The sequence below is a fragment of the Pseudundibacterium arcticum genome, assembly GCF_042646465.1.
Lineage (GTDB): Bacteria > Pseudomonadota > Gammaproteobacteria > Burkholderiales > Burkholderiaceae_D > Undibacterium_A > Undibacterium_A arcticum.
Genome location: NZ_JBHRTP010000101.1, coordinates 41,180 through 68,095, shown reverse-complemented (window position 1 = coordinate 68,095; position 26,916 = coordinate 41,180). Strand labels below are relative to the sequence as shown.

Sequence of the window (26,916 nt, the reverse complement as noted above, 5' to 3'; positions counted from 1 at the left end):
CACTCGTTTCCATAAACGATCCTGCTAGCGCTGGACCATGCCAAGTAGTGCTACCCCTAAAACCCCTTACCATCTCCTGTCTATCGCTGTGCCCAGCAGCGGTCGTAATTTTTCTGCGATCGCCTCGCGAGCCCGGAATATCCTGCTGCGGACCGTACCAATCGGGCATCCCATCATTTCGGCGATCTCGTCGTAACTCAAGCCTTCTATCTCGCGCAGGGTTATCGCGGTGCGCAATTCGTCCGGCAATGCATCCATCGCGATATTGACGGTTTCGGCAATCTGCTTGGTCGCCAACATCGATTCCGGCGTATTGATATCCCTTAGGTGCGCGCCATCGTCAAAAGTTTCTGCTTCTTCAGCATCGGCATCGGTCGAGGTCGGTGCCCGTCGGCCTTGCGTGACCAGATAATTCTTTGCCGTATTGATGCCGATCCGGTACAACCAGGTATAAAACGCAGAATCCCCACGGAATTGCGGCAAGGCGCGATAAGCCTTGATGAAGGCTTCCTGCACCACATCTTCCGCTTCCGCCTGGTCGCGCACCAGCCTCGACACCAGCCGCATCAGTTTCCGTTGGTATTTTGAGACCAACAAGTCGAACGCTTTTTTATCGCCGCGCTGAACGCGCTCGACAAGCAGCTGATCGATGTCGCGCTCGGTTGTCACTCCCCAATTTCCTTGCTTCTATGCAACATACGCGCGGCTCTTAACATTGAGTTGTTAAATTGCAATAAGTTCAATCGAGATAGGCATATATTTCCAGGCAATTATCCGGTCACTCACAAGCCTTGGATATTGTCGGTTTGTCAGCTTGATTGTGCGCGGCAATCCAGCAACACGCAACCGACAGGCGCCGAAAGGCATCGGAGGCGACGTTATCTCGCAGTACCGGTACTACCCAAGTCCGCCCGTCCTCATGTTTGAGGCTGAGAAGCAATAACATCGGCCACAAGGTCGAACCCGGCATCAAACTTACCAGTTCGCCGTGGGCCGCATCGATTGATGCGCTGGCGGATATATCGGCCAGTGCCTTATCATCGGTCAGCCGGATCTGACCAATACCGGAAATATCAATCCGAAGCGTTTTTCTGGCGCTCATCGCGCGCGAAAAAACGAATACGGCAGCGCCGATACAACCGCTTGCGATAGCGATTCGAATCACCGGCGGTACCTCACCGCCCATCCCAGAACCGGTAACTACGCCGATAGCGACGCCACCGACGCACATGGCTGCGGTTAGTGCCAGCAGGAATCCGGATGGTTTGACGACGGCAGATACCGCAATCGACATGTCAGCGAGTGGACGAGAAGGACAAAAGCCGTTTACGCTTCAAGAAGAAGGGTAAACGGCGGGCAATCAAACTTTGCCAAACACCAGCGTGCCGTTGGTGCCGCCAAAGCCGAACGAATTTTTCACGGCGATATTGATAGTCATATCACGCGCCGTATTCGCACAGTAGTCAAGATCGCACTCGGGATCCTGATTGAAGATGTTGATGGTCGGTGGCGACAATTGCTTGTGCACCGCCAACACGGTGAATACCGATTCCAATCCGCCGGCGCCGCCCAACAGGTGGCCGGTCATCGACTTGGTGGAATTAATGACGATCTTCTTGGCATGGTCGCCAAAAGTGCGCTTGATACCAACCGTTTCGGCCAGATCACCGAGAGGGGTCGAGGTACCGTGCGCATTCACATAATCGACCTGGTCGGCGTTGACGTCGGCGTTTTTCAGCGCCGCCACCATGCAACGACTTGCACCACTGCCATCTTCCAGAGGTGCCGTCATGTGATAAGCATCCGCGCTCATGCCAAAACCAAGCAGTTCAGCGTAGATCTTGGCGCCACGCGCTTTCGCATGCTCATACTCTTCGAGCACCATCACACCAGCGCCCTCGCCCAGCACGAAGCCATCGCGATCCTTGTCCCACGGACGCGATGCGGTAGCCGGATCGTCGTTACGCGAGGACAGTGCGCGCGCCGAGGCGAAGCCGCCCAGACCGAGCGGTGATATGGTCGATTCTGAGCCACCAGCAATCATGACATCGGCATCGCCGTATTCAATCATGCGTCCGGCCGCACCGATGCAATGCAAGCCGGTGGTACAGGCGGTGACGATCGCCAGATTTGGTCCTCTCAGACCATACTTGATCGACAAATGCCCGGAGATCATGTTGATGATCGACGCCGGCACGAAGAACGGCGAAATGCGGCGTGGACCGCGTTTTTCAAATTCTGCGTGGGTTTCCTCGATCAGCGGCAAACCGCCGATACCGGAACCGACAATGACGCCGATCCGGTCGGCATTGGATTCAGTAACTACCAGGCCACTGTCTTGCATTGCCTGGATACCAGCTGCCATCCCGTAATGGATAAAAGTATCCATGCTACGGGCGGATTTGGCCGGAATGTAGTCCTCGATATTGAAACCTTTGACTTCCCCTGCGAATGTCGTAGAGAAAGGTGAGGCATCAAACTTGGTGATGGTCGCAATGCCTGACTTGCCTGCGGTTATGGCATCCCATGATTCGGCAACGCTATTGCCGACCGGTGAGATGCACCCCAGGCCAGTGACGACGACACGGCGTTGACGTGTACGGCTCAATCGGTTCTCCTGATGTCAATCAGACGGCTTACGCCTTGACGTGGGCAGTCGCGTAGTCGATTGCCTGTTGTACAGTTGTGATTTTCTCTGCCTGCTCGTCCGGGATTTCCATTTCGAATTCGTCTTCGAGCGCCATCACCAGTTCAACAGTGTCGAGCGAATCTGCACCGAGGTCATCGACGAACGACGATTCGATCTTGATGTCTGCTTCTGCGACGCCCAGTTGTTCAGCGACGATTTTTTTAACGCGTTGTTCGATATCGGACATGTTGAGTCTCCATTGAGAGTGTTACAGAAAGTGCGCGCATTTTAGCAGGTTTGCGCGAAGAAAATTTACTTTTGGCTATTGCCTTCAACTATTGTCAAAAAGCGGCTAAAACAAGATTAATATCGGTCAACCTAGGTGTCTGTCGGACTTACGGGATCGAAGCGAGAAATGTGCTGAACGAGGACAGATTTTGCCGGATTTGCAGCGTCAATAGCGCGCTATTGACCATAAAGCCGGTGACACTGTACTGCTCAGAGACTTTAACAGCCGACTCTCCGGGGTCGCCGAGCCGTAAGTCCGACAGATTCCTGGCATCAACTCATATACATGCCGCCATTGACATGCAGTGTTACACCGCTGATGTAACCGGCTTGAGGCGACGCGAGAAAGGCCACGGCAGCGGCGATATCTTCAGGCTGACCGAAACGGCCGAGCGGGATTTGCTGCTTCAAGGCCGCAATTTGATCCTCGGTCAGTGCCTTGGTCATATCGGTATCGATGAAACCCGGCGCAATGCAGTTGACCGTGATGTTGCGGCTGCCGATTTCCCGCGCCAGCGCCCGGCTCATGCCGGCCACGCCGGCCTTCGCCGCGGCGTAATTCATTTGACCCGGATTGCCGGCCGAACCGACCACCGACGTAATATTGATGATGCGCCCATGCTTTGCCTTCATCATGCCGCGCAGCACCGCACGCGACAGGCGTGCCACCGCGCTCAGATTGGTCGCAATCACGGCGTCCCATTCTTCGTCCTTCATCCGCAACGCGAGCTGATCTTGCGTAATGCCGGCGTTGTTGACCAGGATCGCCAGGCCACCGAATTCCTTTTGCACCTGCTCGACCAGCGCACTACACCCTACTGCGTCGTTAACATTGAGGACCACCCCTTTGCCAGCGCCCGGCTGAATCGCGTCCAGATATTGTGAAATTGCGGCGGCGCCCGATTCCGAGGTGGCGGTGCCGACCACCTTGGCACCCTGCTTCAACAATTCCTGCGCAATCGCCTTGCCGATCCCGCGCGAGGCGCCGGTTACCAATGCCACCTGATTCGTTAAACTCATTTGACTCATCTGCATCCTTGTTCGCATTCCATTGAAGACGACCGCCAAATTGGCACGCTCGCAGTCATGCCGATTCTCACGCAAAAGGCGGTATCGTATAGCACGGTCATTGCCATGCAACTGTCATTAATTCAGAACCAGCTCACTGCATTGAAACCAATATCCGATCCAGCGAGGCCTGATCGATGATCGCATCACCAACCAGCTCACCGTTGATGCGCTTGGTCAGCCCCATCAGGACCTTGCCGGGACCGCATTCGATCACGTTGACTACGCCTTCAGCAGCCATTTTCTGCACCGTCTCAACCCAGCGCACCGGACTGGCGGCCTGGCGCACCAACGCATCCTTGATCGCCGTCGGGTCGTTGACGATGGCGACGTCGACGTTATTGACCAGCGGGATCTGCGGCGCGCTAAAAACCAGACTGGACATGTAATCGCGCAGGCGATCGGAAGCCGGCTTCAGCAGCGACGAATGGAATGGCGCCGACACCGCTAGCGGCAGTGCGCGTTTCGCGCCCCTGGCTTTGGCGATCACGCAGGCGCGCTCGACTGCAGCCTTATTGCCGGCGATCACGACCTGTGCTGGCGCGTTGAAATTTACCGGCTCAACGACCTCACCTTGCGCCGCTTCGACACAGGCCGCGTGCACGTCCTGGTCCGACAAGCCGAGAATAGCCGCCATGCCGCCTTGTCCGACCGGCACCGCTTCCTGCATCGCCTGGGCGCGAAAACGAACTAGCGGCACCGCATCCTTGAATGCAATCACGCCGGCAGCAACCAGCGCGGAATATTCGCCGAGACTGTGTCCTGCCACCAGCGCCGGTGCCTTGCCCCCAGCAGCGATCCATGCGCGGTAAAACGCCACCGCAGCAGTCAGCATCACCGGCTGCGTATTGGTGGTGAGATCGAGGTCCTCTTTCGGTCCCTCGGCAATCAATTTAGCGAGATCGAATTGCAGCGCATCGGACGCTTCCGCCACGGTCTGCTGCACGATCGCGTTATCGGCAAAACCAGTTAACATCCCGACTGCTTGCGAACCCTGGCCGGGGAATACAAAGGCAAATTTCGACATATTGTTATTCGATGATGAGAAAAAAATATTGGGACCGCGTGCGGCTTAACTGTACAACTTACATGCGCGCCAGCACGGCGCCCCAGGTAAAGCCGCCGCCTACGCCTTCCATCATGACATTCTGGCCGGGCTTGATGCGGCCGTCGCGCATCGCCTTGTCCAGCGCCATCGGAATCGAGGCGGCCGAGGTATTGCCTTGCTGATCCACAGTGACGACCATTTTTTCGACTGGCAGACCGAGCTTTTTCGCGGTGCTGGTCATGATCCGGATATTGGCCTGATGCGGAACCAGCCAATCGATTTGCGAGGCTTCCATGCCGGCCATGGCCAGGGTCTCGTTGGCGACTTTTTCCAGCACCGATACCGCCAGCTTGAATACCGCCGGGCCGTCCATGTACAGGAAGGCGCTGCCCTCGACCGCGCCGCCGGCAACGCTGCCAGGTACACACAGGATGTCGGAATAACTCCCATCGGCATGCAGCTTGGTCGCGAGAATGCCGGGTTCGTTCGAGGCCGACAGCACCACGGCACCGGCACCATCGCCGAACAGCACGCAGGTGGTACGGTCCTTGAAATCGAGAATGCGGGAAAACACTTCGGTCCCGATCACCAGCACGTTCTTGTGCGCACCGGACTTGATGAAGCTGTCCGCGATCGACACCGCGTACACAAAACCGCTGCACACGGCCTGCACGTCGAATGCGGCGCTGCCGTTGGCCATGCCGAGTTTGCGTTGCACCACACATGCGGTGCTGGGGAAGCCGCCGAAAAAATCCGGCGTCGAGGTGGCTAGGATGATCAGATCGATGTCACTGGCTGACTTGCCGGCCATCTGCAGCGCATTCCTGGCCGCTGCGACCGCCAGATCGCTCGATTTCACATCGGCTTCGGCATAATGGCGAGCCGAAATCCCGCTGCGGGAGACGATCCACTCGTCCGACGTTTCGATGCCGGTGGCGGCCAGTTGGTCGGCCAGTTCCTGATTGGTGACGCGCTTGGGCGGCAGATAGCTGCCGGTACCGATTATTTTGCTGTAAAGAGTCATGCCGTTTTCTGTTCGCCTTGTTCAGTTATCAAGCTGGAGTGTTCCGACGTCGAATGCGCTTCCGGCGTCGGCATCAGCTCCGCCATGCTGGCCGAGATTCGTGCCAATACGTCGAGCTGCACGGCGCCGTATGCGCGCCGGATTGCCCACTCGTATGCGTAGGCATCTGCGCTGCCATGGCTCTTGAATACCAGTCCGCGCAGCCCCAATAAGTTGGCGCCATTATAACGGGACGGATTGAGGCGACGCGTGATGGCCTTCAGGGCGCCGCGCGCTATCAAGGCCCCCAGCATATTGAGTGGACTGCTCTTGAATTCAATCGTCAGCACCGACTTGACGAATCGTCCCAGGCCTTCGGCGCACTTTAACGCGACATTGCCGACGAAGCCGTCGCAGACAACGATGTCGGTGGTACCCAAAAATATGTCATTGCCTTCCACGTTGCCGTAGAAGTTGAGCAGGCCGCGCGCGCTGTCGGCGCGTAGCAGTTCGGCGGTGGCCTTGACTATGTCGTTGCCCTTGATGTCTTCCGCGCCCACATTGAGCAGGCCGATGGTAGGCCTTGGCTTGCCCTCCATCGCCGACACCAGCGCCGAGCCCATGATTGCGAACTGATGCAGATGCTGCGGCTCGCAATCGACATTGGCGCCGAGATCGAGCATGTAGGTCGGGCCGTCTTTCTGATTTGGGAAGATGCTGCAGATCGCGGGACGATCGACGCCCTGCATGGTTTTCAGCAGATAGCGGGAAATCGCCATCAGCGCGCCGGTATTGCCGGCTGAGACGCAGGCTTGCGCCTGTCCGTCCTTGACCAGCTGAATCGCGACGCGCATCGACGAGTCCTTCTTGCGCCGCAATGCGATCTCGACCGGATCGTCCATGGTGACCATTTCGGTCGCATGCAACACGGTCACGCGCGGATGATCGCCAGCCTTGTGCTTCTTGAGTTCGGCGCGGATCACGTCTTCGAAGCCGACCAGAATCAACTCGGCATTCGGTTCACGCTTGAGGAAGGAAATGGCGGCAGCAACGGTGACGGACGGACCATGATCCCCGCCCATGCAGTCGATAGAAATTTTGATTGTCATTGTGTGGATTTAATGCCTCGCTCCAACCGCATTATGGGCCAGATTCGGCATGATTCACAATGACGCAATGCGGTTGAAGCAGATGGAGAAGCGGCGCAAGCTGTATATTGCTTGCGCCGCTACAATCTTGACTTAGGTGTTACTACGAGAACTACGATTACTCGTCGTTCTTGGTCTTGAGGACTTTACGACCGCGGTAGTAGCCGTTCGGGCTGATGTGGTGACGCATGTGCGTCTCACCGGTGGTTGGCTCGATACCCAGTTGTGGGGTGACCAGGAAATCGTGCGAACGGTGCATGCCGCGCTTCGACGGGGATTTTTTGTTCTGTTGAACTGCCATGATGACTCCTAATACATAAGTTCTAAAATTTTAACACATCCGATTTCCAAAAACACTTGCAAATCGAGAAACCTGTTACACATCGACACTACCGCACTGCTTCAACCATCAGGGCATGCCTGCGATCGATTAGATTCTTTGATTCTTTATCTGTACAGCTTATTGCTTCAGCCCCTTTAGCGCGGCAAATGGCGATTCTTTTTTGCTTTTCAGCACTTCCAGCCGTGTCACATCGGGACATACTTCATGCTTGGGCGAGAAAGGCAAGGCCAGCAACGCCTCATCCTCTACCAGATCCGGTACATTCAGCGTCTTGCTCGCGACGATCACGTCGATCGTATCGTCGTCCAGCAACTCATCCATTTCGTCGGCACGCTCTTCATCTTTTGCCAGCATCAGTACTGACTCGGCCGCGATCTCGTGCGCAAACGGCGTCAGGCAACGCTGACACATCAGCTGCACCGTGCCAGACACAGCCAGTGTCAACTGCGCAAAATCCAGCCGGCCAGTGCCGCCCTGCAGCGACCATGCCAACTCACCCGAGCTGTCGACGCAATCGGCGCCAAGCCTAGGCAAATCGGCCACGGCGATGCGGCCTTCGCGGCGCTCATTGACCCGACAAAACTCGAGCGAGTCGATCACAACAGGATTCATAAGCTAAGCCGAGCCCGGAAAACCTGCGATAATAACAGCCTTTCCCCTTATTCGTCAAAGCGTTAGCGCAGTTTTGTTGCGCCAGCCCTCACTTACGCCGTCAGCGATGCCCGTCACCCACACCCGCCCCACTCTGATTCTCGGCTCCAGCTCCCGATATCGCAAGGAATTATTGTCACGTTTGCAACTCCCATTCCAGGTGATGAGCCCCGACATCGATGAAACCGCCCGGCCGGGCGAAGCGCCGGACCTGACGGCGCTGCGTCTGGCAGCCGAAAAAGCCGCCGCGATCGCAGCTCGGATGCCTGGCGCGCTGGTGATCGGCTCGGATCAGGTCGCCGCGCTGGACGGCGAGCATATCGGCAAGCCCGGCACACATGCCGATGCGCTGCGCCAGTTGCAGAAAATGCGCGGCCGACGGGTGGTGTTTCATACCGCGCTGTGTCTGTGGGATAGCCGCAAAAGTGCACAGGATGGCGCCGCCCAGCTGGAAAACGTGCAGACCTTCGTCACTTTCCGCGATCTGCCGGACGCCGAACTGGATGCCTATCTGCGCATCGAGCAACCTTATGATTGTGCCGGCAGCGCCAAGAACGAGGGGCTGGGCATCGCGATCATCGAAAAAATCGAAAGCACTGATCCGACTGCGTTGACCGGCCTGCCGCTGATTGCGCTGACCGGCATGCTGCGCCGTGCCGGCGTTGCCTTCTTTGCCGAATAAAATCCACAACCGATGGGAGTATATGCAATTTCGATGCTCCAACCGCCCTATTTCATTTGGGCTTCAAAATTACACCACCCAGTATTTAAAACCGGCCCCTGACCAATAATGACCAATAATAAACTGACCGGCATCCTCTATCTGATCCCCAACACCCTCGGCGACGGCGACCAACATCAGACCGACCCATTGGCCCATATCATTCCACAGCGGGTCCAGAGCATCACCGCCGGACTGGGTTATTTCGTGGCCGAAAACGCCAAGACCACCCGCGCCTTCCTGAAGCTGGTCGCATTGACGCAGCCGCTGGCGCGGCCACTGCAGGAAATAGCGATCGCCGAGCTAAACGTGAATACCGATGCCGCGGCGCTGCCGGGACTGCTGGCACCGATCCTGGCGGGCCAGAACGGCGGGTTAATTTCAGAAGCCGGCGTGCCGGCGGTGGCCGATCCCGGCGCCAATCTGGTACGGTTGGCACACCAACATGGCATCACGGTCAAGCCGCTGGTCGGTCCGTCGTCGTTGCTGCTGGCGGTGATGGCCAGTGGTTTGAACGGCCAGAGTTTTGCGTTCAACGGCTATCTGCCGACTGACAGTGGCTTGCGCATCAAACGCCTGAAAGAACTGGAGCAGCGTTCACGCCAGGAACGGCAAACCCAGTTGTTCATCGAGACCCCATATCGCAACGCGGCCTTGCTGGAAGCGATTGTCAGCGGCTGCCAGCCGAACACGCTGGTATGCGTCGCGACCGACCTGAGCCTGGCGTCGGAATCGATCAGCACCCAGACCGCCGGCAAATGGAAGAGTCAGCTGGCATCCGGCAAGGCACCGGACTTTCACAAGAAGCCTACGGTCTTCCTGTTGCTGGCCGAATGAACGCCGGCCCTGGCCTGCACTAGCTCAGCTTAGCTTCGGCCACTCTCGTCGCGCCGATGTCGGTGCCGATATTTTTTGCAAGTCGGTCGCGCAACGCGCCTATTCAGCTTGCCCGGCGCTGTCGGCAATATCATTGGCCCAGTCAAATGCAGCCAGTTGCAACGCATACAAATCCTCCGCCGACAACTGCAATTTCTCCAGAATCGGTGGCAGCAGCGCGCCGGCGGCGTCGAGTTGCTCGATGTCTTCGGCCAGCTGCAGCATCTCGCCGAAGACGCCGGTCCGGTGCAACAAGGCCTCTCTGACCTCGTCGACCACCGCAATCTTTTCCAGAATGTCGTTCAGCGGCAGGCTGAACAGCGCGTCCATCAGCGACATGATCCCGACCGTGAACGCGGTATCGGCGATATTGCGGTTGCCGGGTCTGGTTTTCTGTGCAATCAGCTCCAGCATGCGGCCGCGCGTGGTGGCCAGCAACAATAGCGGCGACGGCATGTGCGTGCCTTTGCCGGATTTCGTGTAGAGCAGGATCTGCAGCCAGCGCTGCAACTGGCGGCGCCCCATCAGCAGCAGCGCCTGCTTGATCGAGGCTATGCGCTGATGGCCGCCCGCCGCCGGTGTGTTGACCAGGCGCAGCAGGTTCAGGCCCAGTGACACATCCTGCTTGATGCTGAGCTCGATTGCGTGGTTGTCGGCATCCGAATTGATCAGCGCCATCAGCTGCAGGATCGCAAGTTCCGACGCCTCTAGCTTCTTACCGCTCAGCACCACCGGCATCGCGAAATAATAGCCCTGGAAATAATCAAAGCCATAGTCGAGGCAGCGCTGGAACTGGTCGATGGTTTCGACCTTTTCGGCCAGCAGTGTTTTGCCGGCCGCCTTGTACTTCGCACTCAACTGCTGCAGATGGTCGTGCCGCAGGTTCTCGATGTCGATCTTGACGATATCGACCAGCGGCAGGAACTTCTCGATATTGTCGGTTTCCGCCACCACATCGTCCAATGCAAAGCGGAAGCCGCGCCGCTTCAGCTCGGTGATGCGCGCGATCAGCGGCGGTGTCGCCTCTACCGATTCGAGAATTTCCAGCACGATCTTGTCGGCGGGTAAAAATGTGACGAAATCGCTCATTAACGTCGCCGCATCGACATTGATGAAGCCCAGCGCATCGCCGATCACGATTTCCAGCCCGAGTTCGGCCACGTGCGCGATCACTGTGGCAGTCGCCCGCAAATCATCGGTCACATTGGCCGAACCGCAGGCGGCGCGCCGAAACAGCAGTTCGTAAGCCAGCAAATCCTGGGACCGATCCAGGATCGGCTGCCGGCCGAGGAAAAAATCCTTGGTGATTGGCGTTGCAGCTCCGGCGTCCGGCGTCGGCGGCAGGTCTATCATCGCGTCATCCGTCACCGGACGGCGCGGAACGCACCAGCGACCCGGCGCGTGCCGGTGTTGAGGACCGGCTCCGTGCCCGATTCGAGCGTGAAGCCGGCGTCGGCATCGCGCCCCAAGGCGCTGACCAGATATGGCATCAACTCGCGCAACATCGGTTCCAGCGTCCACGGCGGGTTCAGTATGAACATGCCGCTGCTATGCAGGCCGAAACCGTCCGGCGCCGGGCCGCTGATCGACAGCGTGACGTTGAGCCAACCGCCGCCGGCCGGCAACTGCTTCAACTTGTCGGCAAACTGGCGCGACTCCATCCTCTGCAGCAGCGGATACCAGACCGCGTAGGTGCCGGTGGAAAAGCGCACTAGGGCGTCGGCCAGCGTGTCCTTGACGCGCCGGTAATCCATCTTGTCTTCATACGGCGGATCGATCAGGATCAGGCCGCGGCGCGATGGTGGCGGCAGCAGCGCCTTCAGTCCGACAAAACCATCGCCCTGGTGGATCATTACACGCTTGCCGCGTGCGGCCGGGCGATGGCCCTGCGCGGCTGCATGCGCTTCGAGCTTGCGGAAATTCTCCCGCAGGATCTTGCCTTCGCTCGGATGCAGCTCGAACAGACGCAGGCGGTCTTCCTCGCGCATGATCTTTTCGGCGCAATACGGCGAGCCCGGGTAATAGCGCATCTTGCCGCTCGGGTTGAGCGCCTTGATCAGGTTGACATACTCGGCCAGCGGCGCGGGCAGATCCTTGCGCTCCCACAGACGGCTGATACCGGTTTCAAACTCGGCATTTTTCGACGCGTATGCGCCGTCGAGCGCGTACAAACCGGCACCGGCGTGGGTGTCGATGTAGGTATACGGCGTTTCTTTTTGGCCCAGATAACTCAGCAACTGCATCGTGACGACGTGCTTGAGTACATCAGCGTGATTGCCCGCATGAAAACCGTGGCGGTAACTCAGCATAGATTGGCCTATTGAAATGAATGAGGTGGAAAAGACGCCAGGAGCCTGTCGGACCGAGGGAATCGCAGCGAGTTGCAGCCGAGCGAGCGAAGATTTTGCCGCTGTGCAGCGTTAATAGCGCGCTATTGATCAAAAACGTGATGAGATATGCACCGCTCAGGGTGTTTTGTAGCCGATTTCCCTAAGGCCGACAGGCTCCTAGCCTCAATTGTAACCGTTTCACCCTCGTCCTATCGCCGCCGGCAGCAATTGTTGCACCGCGCAAGGCGGCGCAAAATGAAAAAGCCGCACCCGAAGATGCGGCTTTTTGCTCACCGAAGGCAACCACCTCCGGGGGTCTTCAAACACTACAGGTCACACTAGACTCAGGCAACCTTCTGGTCGAAGAATTGCTCGTCCTCAGTCGACCCATGCAGCGCGGTAGTCGAGGACTGGCCTTGCTGGATCGCCTGTGTCACCGCATCGAAATAACCGGTGCCGACTTCGCGCTGGTGTTTGACGGCGGTAAAGCCCTTGTCCGCGGCGGCGAATTCGGCTTCCTGCAACTCGACGAAGGCCGACATCTGACGCCGTGCGTAACCGTGTGCCAGGTTGAACATGCCGTAGTTCAGTGCGTGGAAACCGGCCAGCGTGATGAACTGGAACTTGTAACCCATTGCGCCCAGCTCTTTCTGGAACTTGGCGATGGTTGCATCGTCCAGGTTTTTCTTCCAGTTGAACGACGGCGAGCAGTTATAGGCCAGCATCTTGCCAGGGAATTTCGCATGCACCGCATCGGCGAACTGCTTGGCGAAGGCCAGATCCGGCTTGCCGGTTTCGCACCACACCAGATCGGCGTACGGACAATAAGCCAGGGCGCGCGAGATCGCCTGCTCGATACCTGGACGGGTCTTGTAGAAACCTTCGACGGTGCGTTCGCCGGTGCAGAAAGGCCGGTCATTGTCGTCGACATCGGACGTCAGCAGATCGGCCGCTTCCGCATCGGTGCGTGCAATTACCAGCGTCGAGGTACCCATCACGTCGGCTGCCAGACGCGCTGCCGTCAGTTTTTCAACTGCTTCGCGCGATGGCACCAGCACTTTGCCACCCATGTGGCCGCATTTCTTGACCGATGCCAGCTGATCCTCAAAGTGCACACCGGCGGCGCCGGCGTCAATCATCGACTTCATCAGCTCATAGGCATTCAACACGCCGCCGAAACCGGCTTCGGCATCGGCCACGATCGGTGCGAAGTAATCGATGTCGTCCTTGCCTTCCGACCACTGGATCTGGTCGGCGCGGGTGAAGGTGTTGTTGATGCGCTTGACCACCGTCGGCACCGAATTGGCCGGATACAACGACTGGTCAGGGTACATTTCACCGGCATTGTTGGCGTCGCCGGCGACTTGCCAGCCGGACAGATAGATCGCTTTCAGACCGGCCTTGACTTGCTGCATGGCCTGATTGCCGGTCAAGGCGCCGAGCGCATTGACGAACGGCTCGTTGTTGACCAGGTCCCACAGCTTCTCTGCACCGCGCTTGGCCAGCGTGTGCTCGATCGGCAGCGAACCGCGCAGGCGCACCACGTCCTCGGCGGTGTAATTGCGAACGACACCCTTCCAGCGTGGATTGGTATCCCAGTCTTTTTGCAGGGCAGCGACTTGCTGTTGACGTGTTGACATTGCTATCTCCTTAGGCTGACAAGTTGAAAATCAAGGTAAAAACCAAATCTCGTTAGATCAATGATAGCCCTTATTCTGCGGAGCAACAATGTCTTATATAAGACATATAACTTAAATTTTATTCATAATTTTCAATAACTTATATTTTGTTTTTTGCGATACGAAATAACATTCCTTAAAATGGAAAGTCAATTTTGTGCCACGCACCCTCATTTTTCATATTGTGAAATTACATTTTCGCTTCATGAAATATCGGCCCAATGCCACCGGGCCCCCACAGATACACCACGCTCATTTGCCAACCAGGACAGAAAAGCCTCGACCTCAGCCGCACCCATTTCAGCCGGATGGCGGACATGGTGGAAGCGTATAAATACTTTTACCCAATAGACATAAACATCTTCCGTACGTATGCTGTAGTGCAAATAATGGATACGTTCACGCAACTGGTCGAGAATCTTGACCGCGCATAGAGGTGGGAGTGATGAAGTGCTGGTTTTCACGATGATTTAATGCTGTATAAACGCACAGCATATTACGCGCAAAACAAGCCCGCAAGCCACTCCTAAACGATTTCATGTTTCGGAGTTAGGGCGACAGCCGACGTGGATACTCAGAAAAACTGTCGCCCGTATCAAACTTAGACCTCATCTTCGTATGTCCGAGAACATCACGCCCATTGATCGAGAAACGGCCGAGCACTACGTCTGGGGTAGCGTCTGCGACGGTTGGCATCTGCTCAAGCATCCGGAACTGAGCGTCATTCAAGAGCGTGTCCCGCCAGGTGCCGGCGAGGTCAAGCACTATCACTCGCGAGCCCGTCAATTCTTCTATGTTCTCTCTGGCTCCGCGACGTTGGAGTGCGAGGGAAAGGAAGTTTCATTCAACGCAGGCCAAGGCGTGCATGTTCCGCCCGGAGTACCTCACCGTTTCGCAAACACCTCAGATGTGGAGGTCGTTTTCATTGTCGTTTCCTCTCCAACCACCGCCGGTGACCGCACGAATGTTCTACCAACGGTCTAACATGGCAGTCAACCAAACCCGCGCCAAAAACCGCGCGGGCCGGTTACTTCTACGTTAGGCAGTAGGTAGCCAGCTTCCATCACCATCAACTATAGGAGGTGTGCCATGCGTTCCTTGTTGCTGCGTATCACGGCCCTTGCATTCCTGATTGTCACGTTTTCGCTTCCTTGTCGCGCTGCAGAGACGGGCGCGCAGTCCGTGGACTCGTCGTGGATCAAGGCCATGAAAGCCAATGACCTCGAAGCCGTACTGAAGACTTACGCGCCCGATGCGGTGGTCTGGCTTCCTCAGGCCAAGGAGGCGCGCGGCGAAAAGGCGATTCGCTCTGCGTACGAAGGATTGCTGTCCGCGAACACTGTCAAGGAGGTCGTCTTGTCGGAAACGGGGTATCGGACCATGGGCAAGGTTTCCGTTGGTTGGGGCAGGTTCTCTCTTACGCTGGCGCCCAAGTCGGGCGGCAGTCCAGTTGTGATGATAGGGCGATTCACCGGCATCGCTGAGCGAAAAGGCGGCCGTTGGGTCTACATCGTCGATCACGCGTCGGCGGAGCCTGCGGGAACCGAGGGCGCCAAGCAATGAAGCATGCATAACCTCCCGGTCGAGAGGGACGCGCGAACGCAGGGCGCCTCTCACCTACACGACAAGGCCGTAGCGCGCAATTCGTAGGGCGTCAATAAGCGCAGCGCATTGCGCCGTATGCTGTGTTCAATTCACCTGATGTCTCATTATCGTCGTGGTGAACGTGGGATTTGGCAACGGCGCTATGGACAGCATTTGATTCGCGACAACAAGGATTTTGCAATGCACGGCGATTAAGTTCATGTCAATCCGCTCAAGCATGGCTTGGTCGAGCGGACGCGCGATCGGCTCTATTCGACATTTCACCATTGGGTGGTGCAGGGAATGTACTTCCTGGATTTGGCGGGCGGATCTGATGAGGTAATCCTTTGTGTGGAGTGAACATGCGGCGCAATGCGCTGCGCTTATTGACGCCCTACGAATTGTGCCTTACTGCCTTGCGAGTCACTGTTTAATCCTTGGGCGGCCAGCCTCTCACCTCGACATTGGGCGTACTGAACACCAATGGTTGCATCGACCCTTCAAGACTGGAACCTTAACCCTACCCGCGTGCGAAATGATCGGCGCCGCTACTTGGCAACGCCGATTCCTTTCGACAGCGTGATCGAGGCTATCGTGAAAGAAACCCAAACAATCAAATACTGCGCCAACAGAGGCGACCTGGAAGCCAAGGGGCACACTCGTCCAGAGTTTCTTTTTTCCATAACGGCCCAAACCTACGATGTGTTTTTCAACAGCGCTTTTGGCTACCGGGCCCAGTTCTACACCGACCACAGAGTGGGGATCGAACGAAACTCCATCGTGCTAAAGGCGCTTCAACCTTTGCTGTTGAGCGCTGCTGAAGTTAACGCCTCGCGTGGGGCATTGACGTTGGACCAAGTGAACAAATCACTGGAGCTACCATCAGCGAAAATCTGGATAAACGAGGACGCGTCGAACCTTGAGCAAACGTCTGTCGATGCGGTCTAACTCGAACGTTAGGCAACACGGTATTGGTGCCGAAGCAAGAATGGCCGAAGTCAGAGGCAAGGAAGCGAGCAGGAATGCGGCCCGGTCAGAGCCGCTCGCGTCAGGCAGGCCGGCGCCGATGGCGGCCCGCTCGCATGCTGTGCGGGTGGCGCCTGAGGGCGACAACGGTCGCGCCCCCAATTCTGCGGGCACGCATCAACGCGCTGCACTTGGCGGGAGTATAGCCAAAAACAGTACGATACCCGCTTGATTTTGTTGAGCCTTAAAAAATACTACCGCCAGTATTTAGTCGGCTTGATGCGAGGTCAGTCCAGCTTGCACACCGCCGCCAGCACGCCATCGGCATCGGCATACATCCAGTAGCCGGGTTCGACCGCTACCCCGGCGATGGTCACCCTTGTGTGCAGTGCGCCAGCGCCCTGCTTCGCGCTCTTTTTCGGGTGCGTTGCCAGCGCGCGCACGCCGATGTTGCAGCCATTGATCTCCAGCGAATCACGGACGCAGCCATCGATAATGACGCCGGCCCAGCCGTTCTGTTCGGCCAGCTGCGCCAGATTGCCACCGAGCAGCGCACAGCGCAGGCTGCCGCCGCCGTCCACCACCAGTACCCGGCCATCGCCCGGCTGCTCCAGCGCAGTGCGCACCAGCGTATTGTCCTCGAACACCTTCAAGGTCACGGCCGGGCCGGAAAACGCGATCAGCCTGCCGAATTGCCGGAACACCGGCGGCAGCACCGCCAGCGAGCCATCGGCCAGCTGGTCCTCATTCGCATCGCACAGATCGCAGGTGGCAAACGTCATCGGTCTTTCCTCATCCAGAATATTGATGCGCTGAGTATAAAGCAGACAAAGCGAGACGAAGCCTGGCAAGCCAAGCAGTCAAGCCCGGTTCAGGCCGGCAGCAACTGCTTGTCCTTGCCCACTGCTTTTTTGGCGGTATTGCTGCCGACCCTGACCGCGGTGGCGATCGCCAGCAACTGGAACGCGCCGATGCAGACAAACACCCAGGCCGGCCGGTTCGTATCCATCAACGCGCCGAACAGCAGTGGCGACGCGGCCAAGCCGATATCGTTACCGGAATAGACCACGCCGTAGACGCGACCGGTCGCGTTTTTTGGCGCTGCGGCGCGGATCAGCAAGTCGCGCGACGGTCCCGCCACACCGGCGCCGAAGCCGACCACGGCCATCAAGCTCACCGCCATGAATGGCGCCGGCCAGCCCGACGCAATCAGCAACGCGACCAGGCCGGAGCCGATGAAGCAACGGGCAATGATACGATCGGGCCGGCTTGAATTCGACGCCAGGAATCCGCCCAGCACCATACCGGCAGCCGACGCCAGCATATATGCGGTATAGCCGGTGGTCGCCCACACCAGCGGCATGCCGTACAAGGCACGCAGGCTGGTGGCCGAAAAACTCTGGATGCCGCCGGTCGCCAGCGCCGTGATGACGAAGAACGTGAAGCACATCCAGATCGTCGGCAGCCGCAGAAAATCGAACAGATCGCTGTTGCTGGCAGCAACCGCAGCCGGTGACGTATGTGGCCGCGGATCGTCGGTACGCAACGCATCACGGTTCAGCACCAGCAACAGCAGCACTGCGAGCGGAATAAACGCGGCGGCGACCAGCGCGCTGCGCCAGCTCGACAGGCCAGCAATCCCGGTCAGAAACAGTGGTGCCGCGGCCCAGCCGAGATTGCCGGACACGCCGTGTACCGAAAATGCATGACCGATCCGCGCTGCCGACACGCGCTTGTTCAACAGGCTGAAATCGGCCGGGTGAAAGACGCTGTTGCCCAGGCCGGCCAGCATCGAGCCCGCCAGCAGCATCGGATACGTTTGCGCCGATGACAGTGCCAGCGCCGATACCGCAAGACAACCCAAACCGCCGAACAGCACCCTGCGGGCGCCGACCCGATCGACCACGAAGCCAGCCAGCGCCTGGCCGATGCCCGACACAATGAAAAACACCGTCATCAGCAACCCCAGTTCGGCGTAGGACAACTGGAAATCGACCTTCAGCCACGGAAACAGCGACGCCAGGATCAGATGAAAAAAATGCGAGACGCCGTGCCCGATGCCGATCAATCCGATGACCTTGGCGTCCTGACGCAGTGCTGGTGGTTGGGTGCTATGCATGGTGTGCTATGGGGTCAATGGCTGGCGAATGGCCAGTGTAAGGATAATTAAAACGTCACATTCAAGATAAAATGACATAAGTTGTCGATGTTCAGCCAACCTGAATCATCGACAAACTTTGACCCTTAGTCGAATTTTGTTACTAGCCAGGCTGCATCATGCCCATCGAACCGATTACCCACACCCAGCCGCAACCCGGCATGGCGCCAAGCGCACAACGGCCGGTACGACTGATCGCGCGCGATCTGGATACGGCGGAGCTGTTGGCCGCGCACAGCCATCGCTGGGGCCAGGTTACCCACGCCTCGCTCGGCCTGATCCGCGTCACGGTCGGCAATAGCAGCTGGATCGTGCCGCCGCTGCGTGCGATCTGGATCCCGCCAAACGCGCTGCATGAAATCGTGGTGCTGGAAAAAGCCAACTTGCGCGCGCTCTATGTCGACGCCGAACTGGCGCCATTCCAGGGCACCGACTGTGAAGTGCTGAATGTGTCGGCGCTGCTGCGCGAACTGATCGCCGCGTTGGCCCAGGCCGACCCGGATACGCCGCGCGAAACAAAGCTGGCCGCCTTGATTCTGGATGAACTGGCCGGTGCCGCGACTTTGCCAATCCGGGTCGCGCTGCCGACCGACAAACGGCTTAAGGCGCTGTGTGAGATGATGATCGCGGCGCCGGGGTCGCGCTTCGGGCTGGATGATTTCGCGCGCCATGTCGGCGCGTCCGGGCGTACGCTGGCACGCCTGTTCGAGCGCGATCTGGGTATGAGCTTCAGTCAGTGGCGCCAGCAGATGCGCCTGGCGCATGCGGCGCAACTGATTGCGCGCGGCATGCCGATGTCGCAGGTCGCGGCAGACCTGGGTTACGCCAGCCAATCCGCATTTTCCGCGATGTTTAAGAAGACCTTCGGGCAATCGCCATCGGTTTTTTTCGACGGCAAAGCGCAGTAAAGGCCGGTGGCCACACCGGGGTCGGGTCTGCCTTGCGATCGGGCCAGGCAAGACCAGGGTATGTTGACATTGCCACTTTGCCGCATCGATGCCGTTGCCGGTGGGGGTGCTTACTGTACACGGTGGCTGACTCTGAAATCGGCGCCGATATTGAGCACCGTGCCATCCTGCATGCCGAACTTCTGAAAGGTATAAGCAGACGGTTTCAATTCGACTTTCTGCCGCCGACCACCAGAATCAGTAGCGACAAACCCTGCTCCAACAGGTTGGCGATCACGTTGTACGCCGTGAATGACACGCCTCTGGATTCCGCGTGGTCCTCTGCGAAGTGGTTGGCGGTAGAGCCCGCCAGATTGTCATTGCGCACCACGGACAGTGCCAGTCGCCCGTAGTTGTCGTTGCCAGGGAGGTTGGCAAGGTAGTTCCAGTAGCCGGTTCGATTGCCGTCTCGTGCGTAGCTGCTCAGTATATCGATGTCTTTTTGGGTAAGTCCAGCCATGTTCTTCTCTTCAGTTTACGGTTGTGTAGTTTCAAATTTAGTCAACAATGCCCGAACGGCATCGTCGATGGCTTGCCATTGCGGCAGGAATACTCGGCGGTAGCTGATATCCACCCGAGCGTTGTATTTGGGCAGCAGGATTTTGTGCTCGCAATGCGGAACCAGAGCTATGCCTCGGCCCGTGATGGCTGCCTCCGGAGGATCGGCCACCTCTCTGGAGTCGCAACGGATTAATGTACTCACCGTGCCGGCACTGTCGCGCCGAATAAACCAGTCATTCCACCTGGATTTGGCAACTTCGTCCAGCGTGATGATGGGTACTTTTCTGTCGCGGTTCAGGAACACGAGAACCTTGTTGAAATCAACGTAGTAAGGCTGAAGACCATAGCGCTGATCGCCCTTGATACGCTTGTCGGTAGTGTCGTCGGGAAAATTAAATGGAGATTTGTATCCGTACCCAGGGTCTCCCGGCTCATTTTCATTGATCAATCTGTTCAGGAACGTAGCCATGTTCTTTCCCCCGAACCCGACTTCCATTTTTATCATCCGCCCCCCGCCCGGGGCATGAAACTCTTTGTCGTCCGCAGGATTGTTCTCTCGCCACGGTGTCAGGTCTGGCCAGAGCGCTTCGAGCCACCAAGCATCCTTGCTGGCATACCCCGCCACACGACTGCGGAAATAGCCCTGTGGGATGAGGAATTTTCGTTCGCCGCCGTCGACGCGAAATAAGGGACCGGCGTCTGCGGGAAATTTTGAGCCTGCGACGATGACTGGGGAGGTATCCTGTGCATGCACAACTCCGCTAACCCAGAGCCATGCAACAATACAAACCAAATGTCGCGCCATCCTGCAAAGCGAAAGCAGTGGCGATAAGGTTCGTGAGTTCACGCAACTGCCCTCCACTCCGAATTATTTGCCCTCACCACAACATGATTTATGAATGTTCCAAACCTGTGTCCCCCGTCAATTGGACATGACTTGCTATCAACTTTGAAGCACACCTTGGTGATCGAGAAAGGGGCGTCCTGATCCCCCCTAGTACCGGTAATCTGCATCTGATCGACTCCCGCAGTGCTGCTGCAGTCAGAGATGCCAAACGCCACGTTGGTTTGATATTTACCTACCAAAACTAAAGAACTAAAGAAGGGCAGCATCGATTTATTTTTCATTCCTTCTCCCAAATGAGCGATATCCCTAATTTTGCAACAAGCATTAATTATGCTGGCATGCTTATTTGCAATATTTCTTTAATGACAACAATACTATTGGTATTTTAGTTTTTTTGCAAAATTTAAAGGGCAGTAGGGAATTCCGACAAGTTTCAAAAAAAATGCCGCTCAGCTCTTAACTGAACGGCATTACCACATGCGTGGCCTTTTTATTGTCCTTATCGCCTGCAAAAACTTGATATTTCAGCGTAACAAGTTTTTAACAAGCGGTATTTTTTATCACTTTCGGTCAAAGCTGAGCTGTCCGTCCTTCACATCGACAACGATCACGTCCTTCGGCCCGAACTTGCCCTGCAAGATCAGTTTCGACACCGGATTCTCAATCTGTTGCTGGATCGCCCGCTTCAAAGGACGGGCGCCATACACCGGGTCGTAACCAGCTTCGGCGATCTTCTGCAGCGCCGACTCGGACATCTCCAAGCCCATATCCATCTTTTCCAGTCGTTGCTCCAGGATGTGCAGTTGCACCTTGGCGATCGCACCGATGTTCTTTTCGTCGAGCGCGTGGAACACCACGATCTCGTCGATCCGGTTGATGAATTCAGGCCGGAAATGCGCCCTGACCTCGCCCATCACCTCCATCTTGACGATCGCCGGATCGCTGTCCACCATCGCCTGGATCTTGTGGGAGCCGAGGTTCGATGTCATCACGATTACCGTGTTCTTGAAATCGACCGTGCGTCCCTGACCATCGGTCATGCGGCCATCGTCGAGTACCTGCAACAGCACGTTAAACACGTCGTGATGCGCCTTTTCGACCTCATCGAGCAGGATCACGCTGTACGGCTTGCGCCGCACCGCCTCGGTCAGGTAGCCACCTTCGTCATAGCCGACGTAGCCGGGCGGCGCACCGATCAGACGCGCGACCGAATGTTTTTCCATGAATTCGCTCATGTCGATGCGGATCAAGGCATCTTCGGTATCGAACAGGAACGACGCCAGCGCCTTGCACAACTCGGTCTTGCCAACCCCGGTCGGGCCAAGAAACATGAACGAGCCGTACGGCCGGGTCGGGTCGCCCAGACCCGAACGCGAGCGGCGGATGGCGTCCGACACGGCGACGATTGCCTCGTGCTGGCCGATCACGCGCTTGTGCAGTTCGTCTTCCATGTGCAGCAACTTCTCGCGCTCGCCCTGCATCATGCGCGACACCGGGATGCCGGTAGCGCGCGACACCACCTCGGCGATTTCTTCGGCGCCGACCTGGGTCCGCAACAGCTTCGGCTTGCTTTGGCCCCCCATGCCCTGCTGGTCCTGATTGGCTTGGGCGTCCTTTTTCGATTGGGCTTCCAAGGCCTTTTCCAGTTCCGGCAACTTGCCATACTGCAACTCTGACACAGTTTGCCAGTCGCTCTTGCGGGTCGCCTCTTCCATCTGCAAGCGCACTTTTTCGATCTCTTCCTTGATGTGCTTGGCGCCCTCGACACCGGCTTTTTCCGCTTTCAGGATTTCCTCGAAGTCGGCGTATTCGCGCTCGAGCTTGCCGATCTCTTCCTCGATCAGTCCGAGCCGTTTCTGCGATGCTTCATCCTTTTCCTTCTTCACCGCCTCGCGCTCGATCTTCAGCTGAATCACGCGGCGCGCCAGCTTGTCCATCACTTCCGGCTTGGAATCGATCTCGATCTTGATCTTGGATGCCGCTTCGTCGATCAGGTCGATTGCCTTGTCCGGCAGGAAGCGGTCGGTGATGTAGCGATGCGACAGCTCGGCCGCCGCGATGATGGCCGCGTCGGTAATCTCGACGCCGTGATGTAACTCGTATTTTTCCTGCAGGCCGCGCAGGATCGCGATGGTCGCCTCGACGCTCGGTTCGTCAATCAGAATTTTCTGGAAGCGTCGCTCCAGCGCCGCATCCTTCTCGATGTACTTGCGATACTCGTCGAGCGTGGTGGCGCCGACGCAGTGCAGTTCGCCACGCGCCAGTGCCGGCTTCAGCATGTTGCCGGCGTCCATCGCGCCCTCGGCCTTGCCGGCGCCGACCATGGTGTGCATCTCGTCGATGAAGACGATGGTCTGCCCCTCGTCTTGCGCCAGTTCCTTCAGCACCGCTTTCAGGCGTTCTTCAAACTCGCCGCGATACTTGGCGCCGGCCACCAGCGCCGCCATGTCGAGCGCCAGCACGCGCTTGTTCTTCAGTGATTCGGGTACTTCGCCGTTGATGATGCGCTGCGCCAAGCCTTCGACAATGGCGGTCTTGCCGACGCCGGGTTCGCCGATCAGCACCGGGTTGTTCTTGGTGCGTCGCTGCAGCACCTGGATCGCGCGGCGGATCTCGTCGTCGCGGCCGATCACCGGATCGAGCTTGCCGTTGCGGGCGCGCTCGGTCAGGTCCAGCGTGTATTTTTTCAGCGCCTCGCGCTGGCCTTCGGCCTCTTGCGAATTCATCGTGCTGCCGCCGCGCACCGCGGTGACTGCCGCTTCCAGCGCCTTGCGCGACAGCCCGTTTTCGCGCGCCAGCCGGCCGGCGTCGGATTTGTCATCGGCCATCGCCAGCAGCACCATTTCGCTGGCAATGAACTGATCACCGCGCTTTTGCGCTTCTTTGTCGGCCAGGTTCAGGAGCGAGACCAGATCGCGTCCGACCTGCAGCTCGCCGCCGGTACCGGATACCTTCGGCAGACGCTCCAGTGCCGCCTTCAGCGCCGCATTCAGGCCGCCGACATTGACGCCGGCGCGCTGTAGAAGCGAAACGGCACCGCCGTCGTCCTGGCCCAGCAACGCGGTCAGCAGGTGCAAGGGCTCGATGTATTGATTATCGTTGCCGACCGCCACGCTTTGGGCATCGGCCAGGGCTTCCTGCAACTTGGTGGTGAGTTTATCTTGGCGCATCAGGCACTCCGTTATTCAATTTACTCCAGAAGTTGGGCCGAACAGGTGATTTACAAGATGCTGCCGTCCAGCGACGATCTGCAACATCGGGTGCAGCGCGGCATCGAATAAGATCAGAGAACATTATCGCCGCAAGGAAGGATTGTGCAGCGGCTGCGCGCGAACGAATGGAGATAGGGCAAACTGTGATGACTTGGGTGACGCAATGATGTTGCCATGCAATGCGGCAACAGCCGTTGAATCAGGAGTGTCCCGCCAACGGAAAAATACTGTGGTGTGTATTCAGTAACGTCCAATAGATTGAAGCGGAATCGTCATATTCTTGAACATACTCCCGCGCACCAAGAGCCGGAGTTGGAGGCCGGTGGAGCGCCGTCGGCGCGGAACCCTTGTAAATCGGTACCGCTAGCCGGCCAGCGCGCGGTATGTTGCGAAACCGGCGCCGCATAACGCGATCGAACCGACCAGATGCAGCGCGGTGTGGCCCAGCGCCCAGCCGTAATCGCCGCGCTGCAACAACTGCATCGCCTCAGCAGAAAATGTCGAAAAAGTCGTCAATCCACCCAAAAATCCGGTAATCGCAAACAAACGCCATTCCGGCGCCAGGCTCGGATGCTTGCTGAAAAAAACCAGTGCCAGGCCGATCAGATAACCGCCGCCCAGATTCGCTGCCAAGGTGCCTAACGGCAACTGGCTGTGCAGCGTATTACACAGCACCCCTAGCGCCCACCGCAACCAAGCGCCGAGCGCAGCGCCGCAACCCACAGCTAGCCAGCTCATGCGGCGGATTCTGGCTTGCACGCGGCGGTGCCGCTACCGACACTGGTTTCGGCCCCCCACTTGGCCAGCGCGACGTCATCGGTCACCCGCGCGTCGACCCAGCGCGCGCCCTGTGGCGTCTGTTCCTTCTTCCAGAACGGTGCCTGCGTCTTCAGATAATCGATGATGAACTCGCAGGCGGCGAACGCTTCACCACGATGCGCGGCGGTCACTGCGACCAGCACGATTTGGGCCAAAGGCTTGAGCGGACCGACTCGATGCACCACCAGCGCATCAAACAGGGGCCAGCGCAGCTTGGCCTGCGCCACGATCTCTTCCAGCGCCTTCTCGGTCATGCCGGGATAGTGTTCCAGCTCCATCTCGGCCACATCGACACCGTCGCTCAGGTCGCGTACGGTCCCGACAAAACAGACGATCGCACCAATTTTCGGATCCGCCGCACGCAGTTGTGCCAACTCGGTGCTGAGGTCGAAATCCTGGGTCTGAACGCGGATGGGCATGAGGAGATTACGGGCTGTGGCGGGTTGTAATACGGTATTCTAGCGCGCCGAATTGGCGTGCAGGTATCTGAAGTCTGATACCGGTCCGATTTGTGTCACGTTTCATCAAAACGAGGCGAAAAAATCGGAACGGACACGATCATACAAAGACTGAGACGAATATGCCAATCAGACAGGCAATGGCTTCATCCGAAGCCATTGCCTCAACCGATTCATCCATTCACCAAGGCGCTAATGTGTCGTGGTGCTTCAGACGCAACTCACCGCCACGTTAGTGACATCGGCAGACCCCATTACGGCTGTGCCATTTTGCACGCTGCAAGTCTGCCCCGCAGGTTGCGTCAGAATCGCGACCCCATACACGGTGCCGTCCGCGACCTTGCCGGAAAAAACAAAACTGGTCTGCCCTGCCGCAATCGTCACGGTATCGCTACCGTTGGTAAGCGCCAATCCGGTGGTTGTCAGGCCGCTGACGGTACCGCCTAGCGTATGGGTATTGGTCGTGCATGCGACATTGACGTTGCTGATCGGTTGTCCGGACGCGGTGCCGCTCGTATTCGACAGCGCACAGGTCAGACTGCCAGGTTGAGCCTGAATCGACACGTTATATTGCGAACCGATGTCAATTTTTTCCGGGAATGTATACGAGGTCGCGTTAACCGGCACGGCGACCGTCTTGCCGGCGTTTACCAGTACCAGGCCGTCGCGGGTTACGCCAGAAGCGGAACCGCCCAGATCGACCGTGGTGTAGCCGCCGCATGCAGACAGGATGACGGTCAGCGCCAGCAAGGACAACGCTGGCAACAGACGTGTTTTTAAGGGATTCTTGTTCATTGGTTTCTCCGTAATTCCTAGCTGCAACTAACCTGGACATTGGTGATATCGGCATCGCCCATTTTGCCGCTGCCATTTGTCACAACGCAGGTTTGACCCGCAGGCTGGGTAAGGATCGTTACGCCATAGGCCGAATCAAGGGGGACACGGTTCGCGAAACTGAAGGTCATTGCATTGGCCCCCACGCTCACAACATCGCCGCCATTGGCCAGCACCAGCCCGGCGCCGGTCAGGCCGCTGACCGTTCCGCCCAACACGCTGCGCGATGTGCATACCAGTTGCAAATTGGTGACATTGCCCGTAGCGGTGCCAGCCGCATTGAGGACCATGCAGCTCAGATTGACCGGCTCGGCCTGCACGTAGACGGAATAGACCGAGCCGAACTGCAGGTGTGTCGGAAAAGCGAAGGTGGTCGCGTTGACCGGAATCGCGATCGGCATCACGACCGTATTGACGACATTGGCCAGGATCACGCCGCTCCCTGTCACCCCGGTCGCGGTGCCGCTCAACGCAATCTCACTGCTGCCACTGCCACCGCAAGCGCTCAACACCAGCGTGGCGGTCAGTATCGCCAAGGTCCGTGGGTACCGCAAACAAATCTTCATTCTTTCTCTCCAAAATTGCGCGCGCAAATTACAAAACCGAAATGTACACGGTTGTTGCCCTTTGCACGCACCTGGCCGGAATATTTTTGCGCGAATATCGGCAAAAACACGTTATTTAATTGGCGCAACGCAGTATTTTCATGCATTGGCAGCGCGCCTTAGGACGATTTTTTTGTATCAAAGTGTTGGCACAGTGCCGACACCATCACCGCACGGCCCAACAGCGTGCTGGCCATCCGG

Annotated in this window: 31 protein-coding genes; 6 read left to right on the top strand and 25 right to left on the bottom strand. The window is 57.7% G+C overall.

Going from position 1 to position 26,916, the window contains the following annotated elements; genetic code table 11:
- Positions 1-66: 66 nt before the first annotated feature.
- The 10 genes from rpoE to ACFOFO_RS24825 form a co-directional block, all read right to left on the bottom strand.
- Positions 67-669, bottom strand: coding sequence for an RNA polymerase sigma factor RpoE (gene rpoE, locus ACFOFO_RS24870; protein ID WP_390333338.1), 603 nt, complete (start codon positions 667-669; stop codon positions 67-69).
- Positions 670-778: 109 nt separating this feature from the next.
- Positions 779-1,294, bottom strand: a complete 516-nt coding sequence (locus ACFOFO_RS24865) for a flagellar hook-length control protein (RefSeq protein WP_390324369.1) — start codon at positions 1,292-1,294, stop codon at positions 779-781.
- Positions 1,295-1,360: 66 nt separating this feature from the next.
- Positions 1,361-2,608, bottom strand: a complete 1,248-nt coding sequence (gene fabF, locus ACFOFO_RS24860; protein WP_390333336.1) for a beta-ketoacyl-ACP synthase II — start codon at positions 2,606-2,608, stop codon at positions 1,361-1,363.
- 28 nt (positions 2,609-2,636) lie between these two features.
- A complete protein-coding gene (acpP, locus tag ACFOFO_RS24855; RefSeq protein WP_008449912.1) occupies positions 2,637-2,876 on the bottom strand; it encodes an acyl carrier protein in 240 nt (79 codons plus the stop codon).
- A 314-nt stretch (positions 2,877-3,190) separates the two neighbouring features.
- Positions 3,191-3,937: a 3-oxoacyl-ACP reductase FabG gene (fabG, locus tag ACFOFO_RS24850; RefSeq protein WP_390324368.1), complete on the bottom strand. Its 747-nt coding sequence runs from the start codon at positions 3,935-3,937 to the stop codon at positions 3,191-3,193.
- Positions 3,938-4,079: 142 nt separating this feature from the next.
- Positions 4,080-5,012, bottom strand: coding sequence for an ACP S-malonyltransferase (fabD, locus tag ACFOFO_RS24845; RefSeq protein WP_390333331.1), 933 nt, complete (start codon positions 5,010-5,012; stop codon positions 4,080-4,082).
- Positions 5,013-5,070: 58 nt separating this feature from the next.
- Complete coding sequence (locus ACFOFO_RS24840; RefSeq protein ID WP_390333329.1) at positions 5,071-6,057, bottom strand: beta-ketoacyl-ACP synthase III; 987 nt, start codon at positions 6,055-6,057, stop codon at positions 5,071-5,073.
- A complete protein-coding gene (gene plsX, locus ACFOFO_RS24835) occupies positions 6,054-7,145 on the bottom strand; it encodes a phosphate acyltransferase PlsX (RefSeq protein WP_390333327.1) in 1,092 nt (363 codons plus the stop codon). Before plsX ends, ACFOFO_RS24840 begins: the two co-directional genes overlap by 4 nt.
- A gap of 157 nt (positions 7,146-7,302) precedes the next feature.
- Complete coding sequence (gene rpmF, locus ACFOFO_RS24830) at positions 7,303-7,485, bottom strand: 50S ribosomal protein L32 (RefSeq protein WP_390324367.1); 183 nt, start codon at positions 7,483-7,485, stop codon at positions 7,303-7,305.
- 159 nt (positions 7,486-7,644) lie between these two features.
- Positions 7,645-8,139: a YceD family protein gene (locus tag ACFOFO_RS24825; RefSeq protein ID WP_390333325.1), complete on the bottom strand. Its 495-nt coding sequence runs from the start codon at positions 8,137-8,139 to the stop codon at positions 7,645-7,647.
- Positions 8,140-8,245: 106 nt separating this feature from the next.
- On the opposite strand from ACFOFO_RS24825, the gene ACFOFO_RS24820 reads away from it, so the two are divergent.
- Complete coding sequence (locus ACFOFO_RS24820; protein WP_390324364.1) at positions 8,246-8,860, top strand: Maf family nucleotide pyrophosphatase; 615 nt, start codon at positions 8,246-8,248, stop codon at positions 8,858-8,860.
- Between the two features lie 123 nt (positions 8,861-8,983).
- Positions 8,984-9,736: an SAM-dependent methyltransferase gene (locus ACFOFO_RS24815; RefSeq protein ID WP_390328056.1), complete on the top strand. Its 753-nt coding sequence runs from the start codon at positions 8,984-8,986 to the stop codon at positions 9,734-9,736.
- A 99-nt stretch (positions 9,737-9,835) separates the two neighbouring features.
- Here ACFOFO_RS24815 and ACFOFO_RS24810 read toward each other — a convergent pair whose 3' ends face one another.
- The 4 genes from ACFOFO_RS24810 to ACFOFO_RS24795 form a co-directional block, all read right to left on the bottom strand.
- Positions 9,836-11,128, bottom strand: coding sequence for an EAL and HDOD domain-containing protein (locus ACFOFO_RS24810; RefSeq protein WP_390324363.1), 1,293 nt, complete (start codon positions 11,126-11,128; stop codon positions 9,836-9,838).
- A gap of 11 nt (positions 11,129-11,139) precedes the next feature.
- Complete coding sequence (locus ACFOFO_RS24805) at positions 11,140-12,084, bottom strand: 23S rRNA (adenine(2030)-N(6))-methyltransferase RlmJ (protein ID WP_390324362.1); 945 nt, start codon at positions 12,082-12,084, stop codon at positions 11,140-11,142.
- Positions 12,085-12,449: 365 nt separating this feature from the next.
- Positions 12,450-13,745, bottom strand: a complete 1,296-nt coding sequence (gene aceA / locus ACFOFO_RS24800; protein ID WP_390333324.1) for an isocitrate lyase — start codon at positions 13,743-13,745, stop codon at positions 12,450-12,452.
- A 242-nt stretch (positions 13,746-13,987) separates the two neighbouring features.
- Positions 13,988-14,248, bottom strand: a complete 261-nt coding sequence (locus tag ACFOFO_RS24795) for a phage integrase N-terminal SAM-like domain-containing protein (RefSeq protein WP_449369387.1) — start codon at positions 14,246-14,248, stop codon at positions 13,988-13,990.
- A gap of 154 nt (positions 14,249-14,402) precedes the next feature.
- Between ACFOFO_RS24795 and ACFOFO_RS24790 the strand changes: the two genes are divergently transcribed.
- From ACFOFO_RS24790 to ACFOFO_RS24780, 3 genes are all read left to right on the top strand, one after another.
- Positions 14,403-14,768 carry a cupin domain-containing protein gene (locus ACFOFO_RS24790; protein ID WP_390324359.1) on the top strand — a complete coding sequence of 122 codons (366 nt, stop codon included), beginning with the start codon at positions 14,403-14,405 and terminating at the stop codon, positions 14,766-14,768.
- Between the two features lie 105 nt (positions 14,769-14,873).
- Complete coding sequence (locus ACFOFO_RS24785) at positions 14,874-15,347, top strand: YybH family protein (RefSeq protein WP_390333322.1); 474 nt, start codon at positions 14,874-14,876, stop codon at positions 15,345-15,347.
- Between the two features lie 504 nt (positions 15,348-15,851).
- Positions 15,852-16,316 carry a hypothetical protein gene (locus ACFOFO_RS24780; RefSeq protein WP_390333320.1) on the top strand — a complete coding sequence of 155 codons (465 nt, stop codon included), beginning with the start codon at positions 15,852-15,854 and terminating at the stop codon, positions 16,314-16,316.
- Positions 16,317-16,621: 305 nt separating this feature from the next.
- Here ACFOFO_RS24780 and rraA read toward each other — a convergent pair whose 3' ends face one another.
- Together rraA and ACFOFO_RS24770 are read right to left on the bottom strand one after the other, a co-directional pair.
- Positions 16,622-17,116 (bottom strand): ribonuclease E activity regulator RraA, encoded by a 495-nt coding sequence (rraA, locus tag ACFOFO_RS24775; RefSeq protein ID WP_390324356.1) that lies wholly within the window; start codon positions 17,114-17,116, stop codon positions 16,622-16,624.
- Between the two features lie 89 nt (positions 17,117-17,205).
- The gene (locus tag ACFOFO_RS24770) at positions 17,206-18,453 is read right to left on the bottom strand and encodes an MFS transporter (RefSeq protein ID WP_390324355.1); all 1,248 of its coding nucleotides are present in this window, start codon (positions 18,451-18,453) and stop codon (positions 17,206-17,208) included.
- Positions 18,454-18,611: 158 nt separating this feature from the next.
- Between ACFOFO_RS24770 and ACFOFO_RS24765 the strand changes: the two genes are divergently transcribed.
- Positions 18,612-19,400, top strand: coding sequence for an AraC family transcriptional regulator (locus tag ACFOFO_RS24765; RefSeq protein ID WP_390324353.1), 789 nt, complete (start codon positions 18,612-18,614; stop codon positions 19,398-19,400).
- A 205-nt stretch (positions 19,401-19,605) separates the two neighbouring features.
- On the opposite strand, the gene ACFOFO_RS24760 is transcribed toward ACFOFO_RS24765, so the two are convergent.
- The 9 genes from ACFOFO_RS24760 to ACFOFO_RS24720 all read right to left on the bottom strand — a co-directional run bounded on the left by ACFOFO_RS24760 (position 19,606) and on the right by ACFOFO_RS24720 (position 26,822).
- Positions 19,606-19,899, bottom strand: coding sequence for a hypothetical protein (locus tag ACFOFO_RS24760; RefSeq protein ID WP_390324351.1), 294 nt, complete (start codon positions 19,897-19,899; stop codon positions 19,606-19,608).
- Positions 19,900-19,914: 15 nt separating this feature from the next.
- The gene (locus ACFOFO_RS24755) at positions 19,915-20,787 is read right to left on the bottom strand and encodes a hypothetical protein (RefSeq protein ID WP_390333318.1); all 873 of its coding nucleotides are present in this window, start codon (positions 20,785-20,787) and stop codon (positions 19,915-19,917) included.
- Positions 20,784-21,068, bottom strand: a complete 285-nt coding sequence (locus ACFOFO_RS24750; protein WP_390333315.1) for a hypothetical protein — start codon at positions 21,066-21,068, stop codon at positions 20,784-20,786. The genes ACFOFO_RS24755 and ACFOFO_RS24750 overlap by 4 nt, the downstream gene beginning before the upstream one ends.
- A gap of 279 nt (positions 21,069-21,347) precedes the next feature.
- A complete protein-coding gene (gene clpB / locus ACFOFO_RS24745) occupies positions 21,348-23,957 on the bottom strand; it encodes an ATP-dependent chaperone ClpB (RefSeq protein ID WP_390333313.1) in 2,610 nt (869 codons plus the stop codon).
- A gap of 405 nt (positions 23,958-24,362) precedes the next feature.
- Positions 24,363-24,737 carry a fluoride efflux transporter CrcB gene (gene crcB / locus ACFOFO_RS24740; protein WP_390324347.1) on the bottom strand — a complete coding sequence of 125 codons (375 nt, stop codon included), beginning with the start codon at positions 24,735-24,737 and terminating at the stop codon, positions 24,363-24,365.
- Positions 24,734-25,237 (bottom strand): molybdenum cofactor biosynthesis protein MoaE, encoded by a 504-nt coding sequence (locus ACFOFO_RS24735; protein WP_390324346.1) that lies wholly within the window; start codon positions 25,235-25,237, stop codon positions 24,734-24,736. Before ACFOFO_RS24735 ends, crcB begins: the two co-directional genes overlap by 4 nt.
- 249 nt (positions 25,238-25,486) lie before the next feature.
- Entirely contained in the window at positions 25,487-26,071 is a 585-nt protein-coding gene (locus ACFOFO_RS24730) for a hypothetical protein (RefSeq protein ID WP_390324344.1), read from the bottom strand.
- 17 nt (positions 26,072-26,088) lie between these two features.
- Positions 26,089-26,676, bottom strand: coding sequence for a hypothetical protein (locus ACFOFO_RS24725; RefSeq protein ID WP_390333311.1), 588 nt, complete (start codon positions 26,674-26,676; stop codon positions 26,089-26,091).
- Entirely contained in the window at positions 26,673-26,822 is a 150-nt protein-coding gene (locus tag ACFOFO_RS24720; RefSeq protein WP_390324341.1) for a hypothetical protein, read from the bottom strand. Before ACFOFO_RS24720 ends, ACFOFO_RS24725 begins: the two co-directional genes overlap by 4 nt.
- Positions 26,823-26,916 lie beyond the last annotated feature (94 nt).

Bases quoted from the DNA above. Each gene is read 5' to 3' on its own strand.
- ACFOFO_RS24865 (WP_390324369.1), bottom strand. From the start codon at position 1,294: ATGTCGATTGCGGTATCTGCCGTCGTCAAACCATCCGGATTCCTGCTG.
- acpP (WP_008449912.1), bottom strand. From the start codon at position 2,876: ATGTCCGATATCGAACAACGCGTTAAAAAAATCGTCGCTGAACAACTG.
- fabG (WP_390324368.1), bottom strand. From the start codon at position 3,937: ATGAGTTTAACGAATCAGGTGGCATTGGTAACCGGCGCCTCGCGCGGG.
- fabD (WP_390333331.1), bottom strand. From the start codon at position 5,012: ATGTCGAAATTTGCCTTTGTATTCCCCGGCCAGGGTTCGCAAGCAGTC.
- ACFOFO_RS24840 (WP_390333329.1), bottom strand. From the start codon at position 6,057: ATGACTCTTTACAGCAAAATAATCGGTACCGGCAGCTATCTGCCGCCC.
- plsX (WP_390333327.1), bottom strand. From the start codon at position 7,145: ATGACAATCAAAATTTCTATCGACTGCATGGGCGGGGATCATGGTCCG.
- rpmF (WP_390324367.1), bottom strand. From the start codon at position 7,485: ATGGCAGTTCAACAGAACAAAAAATCCCCGTCGAAGCGCGGCATGCAC.
- ACFOFO_RS24825 (WP_390333325.1), bottom strand. From the start codon at position 8,139: ATGAATCCTGTTGTGATCGACTCGCTCGAGTTTTGTCGGGTCAATGAG.
- ACFOFO_RS24820 (WP_390324364.1), top strand. From the start codon at position 8,246: ATGCCCGTCACCCACACCCGCCCCACTCTGATTCTCGGCTCCAGCTCC.
- ACFOFO_RS24810 (WP_390324363.1), bottom strand. From the start codon at position 11,128: ATGATAGACCTGCCGCCGACGCCGGACGCCGGAGCTGCAACGCCAATC.
- ACFOFO_RS24805 (WP_390324362.1), bottom strand. From the start codon at position 12,084: ATGCTGAGTTACCGCCACGGTTTTCATGCGGGCAATCACGCTGATGTA.
- aceA (WP_390333324.1), bottom strand. From the start codon at position 13,745: ATGTCAACACGTCAACAGCAAGTCGCTGCCCTGCAAAAAGACTGGGAT.
- ACFOFO_RS24790 (WP_390324359.1), top strand. From the start codon at position 14,403: ATGTCCGAGAACATCACGCCCATTGATCGAGAAACGGCCGAGCACTAC.
- ACFOFO_RS24785 (WP_390333322.1), top strand. From the start codon at position 14,874: ATGCGTTCCTTGTTGCTGCGTATCACGGCCCTTGCATTCCTGATTGTC.
- ACFOFO_RS24780 (WP_390333320.1), top strand. From the start codon at position 15,852: ATGGTTGCATCGACCCTTCAAGACTGGAACCTTAACCCTACCCGCGTG.
- rraA (WP_390324356.1), bottom strand. From the start codon at position 17,116: ATGACGTTTGCCACCTGCGATCTGTGCGATGCGAATGAGGACCAGCTG.
- ACFOFO_RS24770 (WP_390324355.1), bottom strand. From the start codon at position 18,453: ATGCATAGCACCCAACCACCAGCACTGCGTCAGGACGCCAAGGTCATC.
- ACFOFO_RS24765 (WP_390324353.1), top strand. From the start codon at position 18,612: ATGCCCATCGAACCGATTACCCACACCCAGCCGCAACCCGGCATGGCG.
- ACFOFO_RS24760 (WP_390324351.1), bottom strand. From the start codon at position 19,899: ATGGCTGGACTTACCCAAAAAGACATCGATATACTGAGCAGCTACGCA.
- ACFOFO_RS24750 (WP_390333315.1), bottom strand. From the start codon at position 21,068: ATGAAAAATAAATCGATGCTGCCCTTCTTTAGTTCTTTAGTTTTGGTA.
- clpB (WP_390333313.1), bottom strand. From the start codon at position 23,957: ATGCGCCAAGATAAACTCACCACCAAGTTGCAGGAAGCCCTGGCCGAT.
- crcB (WP_390324347.1), bottom strand. From the start codon at position 24,737: ATGAGCTGGCTAGCTGTGGGTTGCGGCGCTGCGCTCGGCGCTTGGTTG.
- ACFOFO_RS24735 (WP_390324346.1), bottom strand. From the start codon at position 25,237: ATGCCCATCCGCGTTCAGACCCAGGATTTCGACCTCAGCACCGAGTTG.
- ACFOFO_RS24730 (WP_390324344.1), bottom strand. From the start codon at position 26,071: ATGAACAAGAATCCCTTAAAAACACGTCTGTTGCCAGCGTTGTCCTTG.
- ACFOFO_RS24725 (WP_390333311.1), bottom strand. From the start codon at position 26,676: ATGAAGATTTGTTTGCGGTACCCACGGACCTTGGCGATACTGACCGCC.
- ACFOFO_RS24720 (WP_390324341.1), bottom strand. From the start codon at position 26,822: ATGCATGAAAATACTGCGTTGCGCCAATTAAATAACGTGTTTTTGCCG.